We start from the raw sequence: 13,048 nt of genomic DNA, 5'->3' as shown, positions 1-13,048 counted from the left end.
CTGCGGCAGCGCGGCTCAGGGCTCGGGCCGATCGCGTGCCACTTGGCACAGGTAGTCGGCGATTTCGTCTGCCTCGGCCTTGCCCGCCGCGCCGGCCGCAAGCAGGGGCTTGAGCATCACCCGCAAGGTGTTGAGGCGGCGACCGGCCGGCACGCCTTCGCGCCGACGCAGCTCGACAAAGCCCTGGCCTTGCCAGAAGCGCTCAGCCCGCGTGTTGCCCAGCACCACCCCCAAGCGCATCCAGCGGGCGCCCTGCGCGCGCGCCCATTGCTCCAGGCCCTGGTAGAGCGGGGCGGCATCGCCGCGGCCATGGCGCGCCGTGGCGACGATGAACAGGGCGAGATGGCAGACCCCGGGCCGCATCAGGTCCTCGACCACGCTGCCATAGGCCAGCAGTTCACCCGAGGGCTCGGCGTAGAAGCCGAGCTGGCGCAGGCGGCTGTAGCTGAGCTCGGCCGGCGGGCGTTCGTCGAACTCCTGCTGTGCCTCATCAGGCCGCGGCGGCTCGTCTCCGACGGTCCAGAAGTACTCCGGGTTGGCCTCCAGAAAGCGCTGCACCGCCGGCACATCGGCCGCCGTCAGCTCGCGGCAGTATCGGCCGGCGCCACAGGAAAACAGGATGGAGCTCAACTGGCCCCCTGGGGCGCACGCAAATAGATCTCCGGGTCCAGGCGCTCCATGAAACTCTGCGGCTTGGACGCGGGGCTGAAGCCGTACTTGGCGTAGAGACCAGCGGCCGTACTGGTGGCCAGCATGAAGCGGCGCAGTTGCTGCAGATCGGGGTGGGCCATGACAGCGTCCATCAGCGCCCGGCTGCAGCCCTGGCCTTGGTGCTCGGGCAGCACGAACACATCGCAGAGGTAGGCAAAGGTCGTGCGGTCGGTGATGACGCGGGCAAAGCCGATCTGGGCGCCCTCGCGGTACGCACCGAAGCACAAGGATCCAGCGATGGCCTGCGCCACCGTGGCCTTGGGAATGCCCAGGCACCAGGGCGCCTGCTCGCTGAGGAAGCGGTGGATCAGGTCCAGATCCAGGCGCGCCGGATCGCAGCTGATGACGAAGGGGGAATCAGGGCTCATGCCGAGGATTTCAACAGAAGCGCAGCTGCAGTCCCAAGGTCATGCCCGTCAGTCGAACACCGGCAAAGCGCCAGCCCAAGCTCAAACCCAAGCTCAGCGCTCGCGGCGCTGCTCGCGAATCTCACGCAGGCGCACGCACTCGGCATGGCCGGCATAAGCCGGCTTTTCGCAGCGGCGGTCCACGCACCAGACGCGCAGCAGGATGTTCTCCTTGGCGCAGGCCTGGCGTGGGTCCAGGGGGGCGGCCGGGGCCTCCTCGTGGCCTGCGGCCTGGGCGGCCGACGCAGCCTGGGTCGCGGCCGCGGCAATCTGGGCCGGCGTGGCCACCGCCAGGCTGGCATCCTGCTGCGGCATCGGCGGCAGCCTGTTGGCCGCCCCACCGGGCGCCGGGGCCGAGGCCACGCCCTCCTTGCCGGGGCGGCGGGCATCGGTGCGCACGGTCTGCACCTGAGATTGCGAAGGCGCCTGCGCGGCCAGGCGCGAGGACGAAGCTGCAGCCGCGGACGGCGAGGCCTTGTTGCCACCGTTCGGGTTCAGCAAAGGCGCCGGCGCAGGGCCCAAGACCACGGCCGCCGGGGCCGGCACCATGGTCTGAGCCGACGCCGAGGCGGGCGCGCGTCCGGCCTGTGCCAGTGCTGGATCGGTCGCCGGCGCGGATGCCGGGACGGGGACAGCCGAAGCAGCAGCAGCAGAAGAACCCGACGACGGCGCGGAAGCCGCCGCCAGTTCCAGCGACGGCGCAGCGCCTCCATCCCGGGACTTGGCCCACCAGCCGCCCGCAGCCAGCACGAGCAAGAGCGCCGCCGCCGCCATCGCCAAGGGCGGCAGCGACCGGGCCTTGCCGGCTACCGGGGTGGACGCAGGGGCCGACGCAGGGGCAGGCACCGGGGCCGGCCCGGGCGCCACGGCCGCCTTGGCGGGGCGCGACGCCGGCGCCGCGGAAGGCGGCGGCTGCACCAGGGTGGCGGCCTCAGCCAGGGCATTCGGCGTAGGCTTGGCGAGCGGCACGGTGCGCGGGCGCGGCTGGATCACCGTCACATCATCATCCGCGCCCTCGCTGCCGTCCTCACTCAAGGGCAAGGGCAGATCGGCCTCATGCAGCCCGGGTGCTTCGCGCTGGCCGGTCAGGGCGTCGCGGAAGGCCTCCATGCTTTGCGGGCGCTCCAGCGGCCGCACGGCCAGGGCCCAATCGACGGCGGCCAGAAACGCGCGCGAGCAGCCCGGCAGGGCCCGGCCCGCCAGGGGCTCGTAGTCATCGACCACGGCGCGCGCCGTGGCCGGCGGCGGCGGCTGGCCGGTCAGCAGGTAGTGAACGACAGCGCCCAGGGCATAGACATCGGTCCAGGGCCCTTGGCGCAGGGCCGTGCTTTCGGCGTACTGCTCGATGGGTGCGTAGCTGGGCTTGAGGATGGCGGTGAAGGTCTGGGTGCGGTCACCGATGGCGCGCCGCGCCGCGCCGAAATCCAGCAGGATGGGGTCGCTGCCATCGGCCGGCATCAAGATGTTGTCGGGCGCAATGTCGCGGTGGTAGACGGCCGAGGCATGCAGCAGGATCAAGGCTTCCAGCAGAGGCAGCAACAGCGCCCGCAGCGCCCACTCGTCCAGCGCAGGCGCCCGGCCGGCGTTGATGTCCTCGCGGCGCTGGCGCAAGGTCTGACCCTGCAGATAGGGCATGGCCATATAGGCCGTGCCATTGGCCTCCCAGAACTGGTAGACCTTGAGCAGGGAGCGGTGGTCGAAACGGGCCAGCAGGCGCGCCTCGTTGACGAAGGAACGACGGCCGATCTCGAAGGTTTCGCTCAGCGAACCCGAGCGCACCGACACCACCGAGCCCTCGCCACGCTGGGCCAACTGCCCCGGCATGTACTCCTTGATCGCCAGCTCGCGCTCCAGCGCATGGTCGCGCGCCAGGTAGACGATGCCGAAGCCGCCCACACCCAGGGTCCGCACAATCTCCAGCGCCCCGAAACGGGTGCCGGGGGGCAAGGCATTGACGTCGTCGACAGGCAGGCCTGGCGAGCGAAGTCCGGTGCGGTCAATGGGGGTGTCCGACATGAGCGAGCCAACAAGCGATTCGGAAAGTGGGCAAGGGTACTCGATGTGCGAGGGCGTGCGGTAGGCGCATCACCCCCTAATGGCAAGAGTCACACGCGCCCGGAGGCACGGCCTCAAGGCGCCACCGGCAAGGCCTTGAGGTAGTCGTGCAGCTGGCTGGCGATGCGCTGGCGCTCGGCCGCGCTCAGGCCATCGGGCAGGGCCGGCATGGCGGTGCCGGGCTTGACGGACTGGGGCTGCAGCAACCAGCTCTGCCAGGTGCGGGCATCGATCAGCTTGGCGCGAACGGCCAGATTGAGCGGCATCTTGGCGCCGCCAAAGCCGTTGATCTGGTGGCAGCTGAGGCAATAGGTCTGCGCCAGGGCCGCATGCTCGGCCCAGCGCCCACTGTCCATGCCCGAGGGCAGCAAGGCCTCAGGGTTGACGGCGCGCAGGCTGATTTCGGCCACCTGGTAGGGCCAGTGCGTGCCGCCCTCGGCCTGCAGGGTGGGGGCACTCAGGTTGTCCCAGATCAGGTAGTAGGGACCGAGCGCCACGCGCTTTTCGCCCTGCGCGAGGTTGTCCACCGTGAAGGGCTGACCATCGGCCAGGCCCACGGCCAGGTAGGCGCGGTACTTGAGAAAACGCGCCACCGGCATGCGCGCGACGAAGCCATCGAGCGCCTTGAACTCCAGCTCACGGTCGGGCTGGGCCTGCCAGCTGGGGCCGAGGGTGGCGCTCAGCACCGCCTCCACGGGATAGGCCAGATAGCGCCGCTGCACCGGCTGGTCTTTGCTGCTGAGGTGGGGCTCGACGACGGTCACGGCCTGCGCCTTGTGACCCTGGGCCAGCAGCTGGCGGTGCAAGGCGGCTGGCGCGGGCAGGGTCTCGGCGCTGACGGCCCAGGGCGCGCTCAGCGCAGCGCACAGCAGCAGCCAGGCGGCACGGCGCCGGGCGCGGGAAGGGGAAACAGGGTGGGAACTCGCGGGGATGCTCATGCCAGGCTCCTGGCCCGGAACGGGCCTGAGCTGCATTGCAGCACAGCCCGGCCGTCAACATTCAAGCCAGCAAGCTGGGCACCAGGCCGGTCCAGCGCTTGAATGAGCGGCGGAAGTTGCTGCGATCGTGAAAGCCCAGGGCCTGGGCCACGCGCTCATGGCTCTGGCCTTGCAAGAGCAGCAGATAGAGCGCCCAGTGGGTGCGCACCTGGTCGAGTTGGGCCTGGAAATGCGTGCCGTGCTGGGCCAGATGGCGCTTGAAGGTGGCGCTGCTGACGCCAAAGGCCTGGGCGCTCTGCTCCAGCGTGGGCGCTTCACGCAGGCGCGGCAGCAGGTGGTCGTAGAGCGCAGCCAGCAGGCCGCGGCCGGCGGCGCCGGGGTCGGCGCCCTGGGCCAGGGCCTGGGCGGCCATGCTGTCGGCCACGCCGCGCGGCCAGGGTTCGTCGAGGCAGGCGGCCGGCACGCGCATGGCGTCGACCTGGCAATCGAACTGCAGGTCGGCGCCGAGGAACACCGCATGCTGCGAGAGATCGCGCGGGCGGCTGCGGTTGAAGCTGTAGCGCCAGGGCAGGCGCCGGCCGCCCAGCCACTGGCACAGGCCGGTGACGGCGCTCATCTGCATGTCGACCACGAAGTTGCGCTGCGCCGCGCCGACGCCGCAGGCCTCGGTCCAGATCAGCAGCAGCTCGTCCTCATGCCAGAGCAGGCGCGGCGTCAGCAGGGGCGAGAGCCGGGCGCTGTGCGCGGCCAGCAGCTCCAGGGCCTGGCGGCCGTTGCGCGCCTGAGCCAGGGCATGGCTGGCCAGGCCGGCATGGCCGGGCAGGCTGAGCTGGCCCAGAACAAAAGCCGTATCCGGCGCCTGCAGCTGGGCTTGCAAGGCGGCCAGCAGATCGAGCAGCTGCTGCGGGCTGAGCAGGCTCGGCATTGAACTGAAGCCAGCGGCTGCCAGCAGATCGGCCGGCGCCAGGCCGCGGCTGCGCGCAAACTCCAGCAGCAGCACGGCCTGGTGTTCCCAGACCAGGCAGCGTGTGCCCAGCTGATACACATTGGCCGGCGCCACGGCGCTCAAGGCCGGGCTGAGACCGGGTAGGGCCGCGTTCACAGCCGGGCCGCCAGCCGAAGCAGCTGCTGTGCACCGGGCTCGTCCGCATCAACCGCACTCCACACCACCCGCGCCGGCCGCTGGATGCGCTGGCCCTGGCGGCTGTGGTGGGCCAGGCTGCCCAGGGCTTGCTGCAAATGGCCGGCGGTCTGCGCCGCCAGGGCCGGGCCGGCGCCGGGCATCAGCAAGGCAAAGCGGTCAGCGGCATAGCGGCAGAGCAGGTCCTCAGGGCGCAGGTTCAGGATCAGGAGATGGCCGGCCGCTTGCAACAGCCGGTCGGCCTCGGCCAAGCCATGCTCGCGGGCGACGCTGTCAAAGCCATCCAGGCTCAGCATCAGCAGGGCCGCGCCGGGCTGGTCCTCGCGCTGCTGCTCCAAGGCGATCTGGCGGGCCAGGTAGTCGGCATCGCCGAGCTGGGTGATGGCATCAAAGCTGCGGTGCTCGCGGATCAGGCGCTCGCGCTTGAGCAGTTGATCGCTCAAGGCCCGCTCCTCTTCGCGCCAATGCTGCAGGCCGATGGTGAGCACCAGCATGCCCAGCGGCGTCAGGCCCGATTCCAGCCAGTTGTCCCAGACCACGGCCTTGGGCAGGCGCCAGAACTCGTCCAGCACATCGACCCATTCGCCCAGCAGGATGCCGGCCAGGCCCAGGCACAGCCAGCTGGTGACGCGGCCACCGGGCCGGCTGCTGCGCAGCTGGGTGATCCAGATGGCGGCCATCAGCACCATGCCGCCCTCGCCGGCCACATCCATCCAGCGCCAGTCCTGCAGCGGCTTGGCCTCGCCGCCCCAGGCGAAAGCCGCCATCAGGCCGGCCATCAGCAAGGCCAGGAGATGGCCGAAATGCGCCAGGCCCAGCACGGGCGCCTGGGGCACGGGCTGCAAGGCCTTGAGCAAAGGTGAGATGAGCATGGGCTGACGATGCTAAAGAGGCTTTGTGACAGGCCGTCATGCAGCGGCGCGCTGTGGACGGCGGGGGTCGAAACAGCTCAGTCCGGGGCCGGATCTGCGCTCTTGCAGCCGCTGCGGCCGCCCGAGGGCTGGTCGTCACGGAACTGCCATACCGCCTGCCTAAGGTGCGGAGCCATTGCCGATCCGGCGCTTGCCTGTGCTCCGCTGCGGAGCCCCCCACCCACCATGTCCCACTCCTTCCGCCTGCCCTGCCCGGCCCTGCGCCGCCGCCCTCGCCTGACGCCGCTGAGCCTCGGCCTCAGTGCCGCCCTGCTGTCCCTGGCCGCGTCGCCCGCCTCGGCACAAAGCGCCGCGCCCGCCCCGGCCGGCGCCGCCAGCGCGCCCACCACCACGCTGGAGACCGTGCAGCTCAGCGGCCAGGCGGCCAATCTGCGCAATGCGCTGGACAAACAGCGCGCCGCCACCGGCGTGCTGAGCGTGGTCCATGCCGACGGCATCGGCCAGCTGCCCGACATCAATGCCGCCGAGGCCCTGGCCCGCCTGCCCGGCGTCTCGGTCGAGCGCGACCAGGGCGAAGGCCGCTTCATCCGCGTGCGTGGCCTGGGCCCGGATCTCAACGCCGTCAGCATCAACGGCACCCTGGTGCCCTCGGCCGAAGCCGACCGCCGCGCCGTCGGCCTCGACGTGGTGCCGGCCGGCTTGATCCGCTCGCTGGAAGTGCGCAAGACCCTGAGCCCGGACCAGGATGCCAACTCGCTCGGCGGCTCGGTGGCGGTGAACACCGTGTCGGCCTTCGACCAGCCCGGCCGCGTGCTGAACCTCAGCGCCGGCGCCAGCTACGCCGCGCTGAGCGGCAAGACACGCCCGAACGGCGCCCTGATCTACAGCGAGCGTTTCCTCGCCAACACCCTGGGCCTGGCCCTGGCCCTGAGCAGCGATGAGCGCAGCTTCGGCTCCGACAATGTCGAGACCGGCGGTGCCTGGAACCTCAGCGGCAGCAGCCCGGCCTTGAGCAAGCTGGAGCGGCGCAGCTACACCATCAGCCGCGTGCGCCACGGCGGCGCCCTGAACCTGGACCTGCGACCCGACCCCGGCCAGAGCTACTACCTGCGCAGCTTCAGCAGCCGCTTCACCGACACCGAGCAGCGCCAGGCGCAGACCCTGGAGCTCTCGCCCGCCCTGGCTGCGGGCCAGACCGATGGAAAGGCCAAGGCAGCCCGTTCGCTGAAGGCGCGCGAGGAGATCTCGCAGGTCGATTCCCTGAGCCTGGGCGGCGAGCGCCGCTGGGGCGACTGGAAGCTCAGCGCCGCCCTGGGCGCCGGCCGCGCCAGCGAGAACAAGCCCGACACCCTGTCCGGCGCCACTTACAAGAACAGCACGGCCTTCAGCGGAACCGGCTTCGCCGACAGCCAGAAGCCCGTGATCAGCGGCCCGGCCGGCCTGGCCAGCAGCAGCGGTTTCGCGCTCGACAAGATCAAGCTGGAGCAAAGCCGCGCCACCGACCGCGAGCGCAATCTGCGCGTCGACCTGCTCAAGGACCTGGACCTCAACGGCGCCGAGCTCGAGCTCAAGGGCGGCGTCAAGATCGCCCGCCGCCAGAAGGACAACGGCCGCGAGGTCTGGAGCTACAGCGGCAAGACCCTGGCCAAGGCGCCCTACGGTTTCAGCAGCACGCAGCTGTCCATGGCCAGCGTGGTGGCCGAGGGCATGCCGCGTTATCCCTGGGGTGAGCTGGGCCCCAACTTGAGCGAGCAGGCGGTGCGCCAGCTGGTGGCCGGCCTCAAGCCGGCCGAGTTCCGCGAGGCCAGCGATTCGGCCATTGCCGACTACCGCATCAAAGAAGAGAGCGACGCCGCCTATCTGCAAGCCACGATCGATTGGAAGCACACGCAACTGATCACAGGTCTGCGCCACGAGGCCCTGCGCCTGGAGGCCGACGGCACGGGCAACAGCAAGGGTCAGTTCAGCGCGCAGCACAGCGAGAGCCGCAGCCGCCACTGGCTGCCGGCCCTGCTGCTGCGCCAGCAACTGAGCAGCGAGCAGCACCTGCGCGCGGCCTACACGCAATCGGTGGTGCGCCCCACCTTCGGCCAGCTCAGCCCCGGCTTTGTGATCGAGGACAAGAACGCCGAGTTCGGCAACCCGGCACTCAAGCCCTTGCGCTCGCGCAATCTGGACCTGGGCATCGAACAACGCCTGGATCGCGACGGCAGCTTGTCGGCCTATGCCTTCCACAAGAGCATCCGCGACTTCGTCTACCGGACCAATCTGGCCGGCCAAGGCCTATGGGCCGGCTTCGATTCCGCCCTGACCTACGCCAACGGCGAAGACGCCAAGGTCAGCGGCCTGGAGCTGGCCTATGGCCAGGCCTTGCGCGGCCTACCGGCGCCTTTCAACGGCCTGGTCTTGGGCGCCAACGCCACCTTGGTGCACTCCAAAGCCACCATCGCTGGCTACAAGAACGGCCAGCTGCAAAGCCGCCAGCTGGCCCTGCCCAGCCAATCGGACCGCAGCCTCAACCTCAGCCTGGGCTGGGAAGGCCATGGCCTGAGCACCCGCCTGGCGGTGAACCACAAATCGGCCTATCTGCTGGAGGTGGGCGATGTGCTGAACCCGGCCAAGGACTTGTGGGTGGATGGCCAGACGCAGTGGGACTTCTCGCTGCGCTATGACATCAGCACCAAGCTGCAGCTCAGCCTGGAGCTGCTCAATCTGAACAACAGCACCTACTACGTCTACGCCGGCCAGCGCGCCCTGAACGCGCAGTACGAGCAGTATGGCCGCAGCGTCAAGCTGGGCCTGAAGCTGGCGGTGTTCTGAGCATGCGACTGCACACCTTCGCCCTCGCGGGCTTGATCGCTCTTGGCTTCATGGGCGCGGCACAGGCCGCTGACCTCAACCCGACCCGGCTCCAGCTCGACAAGAAAGGCCTGCAGCTGCTCGACCGCCAAGGCCGGGAATTGTCGCGTTATGCCGTGCGCGCCAAGCGCTGGGATCAGCGCGCGGACGGCGCCCAGGACCATGTCGCTGTGCTGCTCGATGCCGACCGTGGCCGGCCGGTGCTGCTGCGCAGCGAGGGTCAGGTCTTGCGCGCCCAGGACCTGCCCGAGCCCAGCTTTGCCGTCGAAGCGCTCTGCCTGCACCGCGACCCGCAAGGCCTGCTGCAGCTCTTCCTGCTCGGCGAGGAAGGCCTGAGCGAGCAATGGCTGATCGCCGGCCCCGAGGGTGCACGCCCGCTGCGCCGCCTGGCCACGGCGCCCGGCGCCAAGGGCTGCGTGGTCGATGACAAGCAAGAGCTGCTGCACATCGATGAGCCCGGCCTGGGCCTGTGGGAACACAGCACGCGCGTCGAGGGCAAGCCGCAGCGCCAGCTGCTGCGCGCAGCGAGCCGCAAGGCCAAGGCCCCGGTGAGCAAAACCTGGGACTGGCCGGTGCTGCAACCCAGCGGGCAGACCGCGCCGGTGGCGCGCTTCGGCGACGCGGCGGACGATCCGGCGATCTGGGTGCACCCGAGCGATGCGCGTCTCAGCCGCATCCTCGGCACCAACAAAAAGCAAGGCCTGCTGGTCTACAACCTGCAAGGCGAGGAGCGGCAGCTGCTGGAAGTGGGGCGCATCAACAATGTCGATCTCCGCCAGGGCCTGCAAGTGGCGCCGGGGCAGTCCATGGACCTGGCCGTGGCCACCCAGCGCGATGAGAACGCGCTCCTGCTCTTCGGCATCGATGGCCAGGGCCAGGTGTCCGAGCTGGCCCGGCTGCCCACCGATCTCAAGGACATCTACGGCCTCTGCGTAGGCCGCAGCGCCGAGGGCGAGCTGGACGCCTACCCCAACGACAAGGACGGCCGCGTGCAGCAGATCCGCATCACGCGCAGCGCCGAGGGGCGCTGGCAGTCACGCCTGCTGCGCCAGTTCCAGCTGGCCAGCCAGCCCGAGGGCTGCGTGGTGGACGAGGCGAACGGACGGCTCTTTGTGGGCGAAGAGAAGCGCGGGATTTGGCAGATCGACATCGGCAGCAGTGCCGGCTTGGCACCCAAACCGCAGCTGATCATGCCGGTCGGCGGCGCCCTGGTCGCCGATGTGGAAGGTCTGGCGATCTACCGCGCCCGGCCGGGTGACGCCGGCTATCTGCTGGTGTCCTCGCAAGGCAATCACAGCTATCTGGTGCTCGACGCCCAGCCGCCCTACGCCTTGCGCGGCGGCTTTCGCATCGGCATCAATGCCGAGCTGGGCATCGACGGCGCGTCGGAAACCGATGGCCTGGAAGTGAGCGCCGCCAACTTCGGCGGGGTCTACGGCCAGGGCCTGATCGTCGTGCAGGACGGCCACAAGCGCTTGCCCGACGGGCCGCAGAACTTCAAGCTGCTGCCCTGGAGCGAGGTGGCGCGCGCACTCAAGCTGCCCTGAAGCCGGGCTCAGGGCTCAGAAGCGCAGCTGCACGCCCAAGGAGAGCACGTTGATGTCGTTCTTCAGGAAACGGTTGTATTCCAGCTGCAGGCCCCAAGTGGCGTTGAAGTCGTAGCCGAGGCCGGCGCCGACGCTGGCCTCGGTGAGGGACTTGGCCTGCATACCCACCCGGGTGGCCTTCATCGAGGTGCGACCCAGGCCCAGGCGGCCGTAGACCTGGAAGGACTCGTTGAGCGGCGCGCTCAGGCGCAGTGCGGTGCCGACATGGCTGTCGGGGTAGACATAGTCCTCGCGCTCGAACAAGCCAGGAATGATGTTGAAGTTGAGGTTGCGGGTGAACAGCTCGGCCGACAGATGGGGGTTGAAGCGGTAACCCACGGCCAAGGCCACAGACGGGTCCGAGTCGCCCAGATAGACCTTGGACTTGCCCTTGGCGCTGCCGAAGCTGGCGCCCAGGTACAAGCCCTTGCCATCGAGCTCCGGACCCGCCTGAGCCACGCCCTGCAGCATCAACAGGCCTGCGGCCGCCAGGGCCAGCAGGCGGGCGCCGCCTGCTTGTTTCTTCTTCTCGTTCTGGAACACAAACCTCTCCTCGTTTGTCTCTGGAGGTGGCAGGTTAGCAAGCCGGGCTGTCGCCGGCCATCGCCCCCACGAGGGTGTTCACAAAGTCGCGCCGGATGCAACTTTCGGGCTCAGAATCTGCCAGTCCTGGCGTGCCAGCTGGATCAACACCAGACCGGACAACAGGGGCAGCAGGTAGATCAGGCCGTCGGCCACCATCAGGCCGACCGAGTTCTGCGCCCAGGGCGCAACACCCGCCTGCAAGCCGTCCACCCATTTGCGGCCGTAGATGGCCAGCAGTGGCAAAGCCAAGCAGGCAGCGCTGCGGCGCAAGCCCGGACTGATGCCCGCACCCAGCACCTCACGGCCGGCCAGCAGGAACAGCGGCGCGATCACAAACAGCATGGTGAAGAAGACATTGGCGATCGGCAGGGCAGCGCCGAGCTCGGCACGCAGGGCCCAGAAAGGCAGCCAGGCCAGGCACAGCAGACCAATCCCCCAGGCGCTCTTGCGGGCGCGGTGTTCGGCCAGGGAGTCGCTGATCTGCGCGGCCTGCGAGGCCGGCTTCTTCATCAGATGCATCAGCGCAAGGCAGAACAAGCCCACAGTGGCGTCGATGGCCAGGGTCACCGGGTAGCCGAAAGCCTCGATGGACAGGCCTTGCCAGGTTGCGGTGTAGGCGATGGACAAATTCATCAAGGCCATATAAGCCGTGAACTGGGTCGCGGCAACCTTGGGGTTGGTCACATCCATGAACAGGGCCGAGCGCACACCGTACATCAGGCCCATGAAGACATTGAAGCCCAGCACCGCCACCCACAAGGCCGTGACCAGGGCCGGTTCCACCGCCGCCTTGCTGTCGGCCGCACGCGGCATCACATAGCCATGCTGTTGCAGCACCAAGGCCAGGTAGGCGACCGGCAGGCTCATCAGAATCACTGCCGCACTCAGAACCACACGCCGGCCAATGCGGTCGGACAGCAAGCCGCCCAGCACCATGGCCGCACCGCTGACCACGCTGGTGGCCAGATTCATCCAGGCGACCTGGTCGTCGTTGAGGCCGAGTTCGACCGAGAGGTTGGACTGCAAGGCCAGACTCAGCGACATGGCGCCGCAAGGCAGCAGGGCGAAGAACACCCCGGCGTAGGCGCCGCGCGTGCCGATGAAGGAGCGGAAGGCGTCCATGGCAAAGCTGCGCATCTCGCCCAGGGCGTGGCGCAGGCCGCGGCCGGCCTGGTGGGCCGTCTCACCGGCCTGGGCCAGGGCTTCCTTCATGGGCAGGACAATGAAGCCCGTCACGGCCAGGATGCTCAGGGCCACGAAGACAAAGCTGTTCTGGAAGCCGATATAGGCCATCAGGAAGAGCACGCCACTGCCCCCCACCGCCTGGCCCACGGCCGCACCGGCGAACATCAGGCCATTGGCCAGACCACGCTCCTCGGGGTGCAGGGTGTTGCAGGCCAGGGCATCGATGGCCACGTCCTGCATGGCCGCAAAGGTGTTGTGCACCAGCAGAATGGCCGTGAACAAGGCCAGCTGTTCAGGCAGCTTGACGAAGACCAGCACCCCCAGGGTGGCGGCCATGATCAGCTGCGTGAACAGAATCCAGCCGCGACGATGGCCGAAGCGCTGCGAGCGGAACACATCGACCAGAGGGCCGAAGGCCCACTTGAAAGCCCAGGGCAGGTAGAAGGCGGCGACAAACGCCCCGATCTCGGCGGGCCCCACGCCCATGCGGCGCAGCTGGGTGGCCACGGCGGTGGCGGCGAAACCGAGTGGAATGCCCTCGGTCATGTACAAGAAGAAAAAGGCCGACAGGCGACCGTTGCGGCTTCCCAGCAGATTGGGCAATCTCATGCGCTCATCCGCGCGCCGGCGGGCGCGCCCCTCGTGTTGTTGTGGGGCGGATTATCCCGGTCGGCCGCAAACCCGGCCATGCTGGCCTACCCGGAGGGCC

Annotated in this window: 10 protein-coding genes; 2 read left to right on the top strand and 8 right to left on the bottom strand. The window is 69.2% G+C overall.

The features are described from left to right. Positions 1 to 15: 15 nt before the first annotated feature. The 6 genes from C1O66_RS17980 to C1O66_RS17955 form a co-directional block, all read right to left on the bottom strand. On the bottom strand, positions 16 to 630 hold the full coding sequence (locus C1O66_RS17980) for a GNAT family N-acetyltransferase (protein WP_102769148.1): 615 nt from the start codon (positions 628 to 630) through the stop codon (positions 16 to 18). After that, entirely contained in the window at positions 627 to 1,079 is a 453-nt protein-coding gene (locus tag C1O66_RS17975; protein ID WP_102769147.1) for a GNAT family N-acetyltransferase, read from the bottom strand. The genes C1O66_RS17980 and C1O66_RS17975 overlap by 4 nt, the downstream gene beginning before the upstream one ends. A 93-nt stretch (positions 1,080 to 1,172) precedes the next feature. After that, on the bottom strand, positions 1,173 to 3,134 hold the full coding sequence (locus C1O66_RS24645; protein ID WP_102769146.1) for a serine/threonine protein kinase: 1,962 nt from the start codon (positions 3,132 to 3,134) through the stop codon (positions 1,173 to 1,175). A 113-nt stretch (positions 3,135 to 3,247) separates the two neighbouring features. Further along, positions 3,248 to 4,111, bottom strand: coding sequence for a hypothetical protein (locus C1O66_RS17965; protein ID WP_102769145.1), 864 nt, complete (start codon positions 4,109 to 4,111; stop codon positions 3,248 to 3,250). A gap of 61 nt (positions 4,112 to 4,172) precedes the next feature. Further along, positions 4,173 to 5,213 carry a helix-turn-helix transcriptional regulator gene (locus tag C1O66_RS17960; RefSeq protein ID WP_243392843.1) on the bottom strand — a complete coding sequence of 347 codons (1,041 nt, stop codon included), beginning with the start codon at positions 5,211 to 5,213 and terminating at the stop codon, positions 4,173 to 4,175. Beyond that, complete coding sequence (locus tag C1O66_RS17955) at positions 5,210 to 6,124, bottom strand: GGDEF domain-containing protein (RefSeq protein ID WP_102769144.1); 915 nt, start codon at positions 6,122 to 6,124, stop codon at positions 5,210 to 5,212. The genes C1O66_RS17960 and C1O66_RS17955 overlap by 4 nt, the downstream gene beginning before the upstream one ends. Before the next feature lie 225 nt (positions 6,125 to 6,349). On the opposite strand from C1O66_RS17955, the gene C1O66_RS17950 reads away from it, so the two are divergent. Beyond that, complete coding sequence (locus C1O66_RS17950; RefSeq protein WP_102769143.1) at positions 6,350 to 8,944, top strand: TonB-dependent receptor; 2,595 nt, start codon at positions 6,350 to 6,352, stop codon at positions 8,942 to 8,944. A 2-nt stretch (positions 8,945 to 8,946) separates the two neighbouring features. Beyond that, positions 8,947 to 10,530, top strand: coding sequence for a phytase (locus tag C1O66_RS17945; protein ID WP_102769142.1), 1,584 nt, complete (start codon positions 8,947 to 8,949; stop codon positions 10,528 to 10,530). Between the two features lie 15 nt (positions 10,531 to 10,545). Here the strand turns inward: C1O66_RS17945 and C1O66_RS17940 are convergent, their stop codons facing one another. Both C1O66_RS17940 and C1O66_RS17935 read right to left on the bottom strand, forming a co-directional pair. Next, complete coding sequence (locus C1O66_RS17940) at positions 10,546 to 11,112, bottom strand: porin family protein (RefSeq protein WP_102769141.1); 567 nt, start codon at positions 11,110 to 11,112, stop codon at positions 10,546 to 10,548. Positions 11,113 to 11,190: 78 nt separating this feature from the next. Next, positions 11,191 to 12,948, bottom strand: a complete 1,758-nt coding sequence (locus C1O66_RS17935) for an MFS transporter (protein WP_102769140.1) — start codon at positions 12,946 to 12,948, stop codon at positions 11,191 to 11,193. Positions 12,949 to 13,048: the final 100 nt, after the last annotated feature.

It is taken from the genome of Paucibacter aquatile (assembly GCF_002885975.1).
In the GTDB taxonomy this organism is placed as follows: Bacteria; Pseudomonadota; Gammaproteobacteria; order Burkholderiales; family Burkholderiaceae_C; genus Paucibacter_A; species Paucibacter_A aquatilis.
The sequence above is the reverse complement of the archived record's forward strand: the minus strand, read 5'-3'. Positions and strand labels throughout refer to the sequence as shown.

Coding starts and splice junctions, on each gene's coding strand:
- C1O66_RS17975 (WP_102769147.1), bottom strand. CDS start 1,079: ATGAGCCCTGATTCCCCCTTCGTCATCAGCTGCGATCCGGCGCGCCTG.
- C1O66_RS24645 (WP_102769146.1), bottom strand. CDS start 3,134: ATGTCGGACACCCCCATTGACCGCACCGGACTTCGCTCGCCAGGCCTG.
- C1O66_RS17965 (WP_102769145.1), bottom strand. CDS start 4,111: ATGAGCATCCCCGCGAGTTCCCACCCTGTTTCCCCTTCCCGCGCCCGG.
- C1O66_RS17955 (WP_102769144.1), bottom strand. CDS start 6,124: ATGCTCATCTCACCTTTGCTCAAGGCCTTGCAGCCCGTGCCCCAGGCG.
- C1O66_RS17950 (WP_102769143.1), top strand. CDS start 6,350: ATGTCCCACTCCTTCCGCCTGCCCTGCCCGGCCCTGCGCCGCCGCCCT.
- C1O66_RS17945 (WP_102769142.1), top strand. CDS start 8,947: ATGCGACTGCACACCTTCGCCCTCGCGGGCTTGATCGCTCTTGGCTTC.
- C1O66_RS17935 (WP_102769140.1), bottom strand. CDS start 12,948: ATGAGATTGCCCAATCTGCTGGGAAGCCGCAACGGTCGCCTGTCGGCC.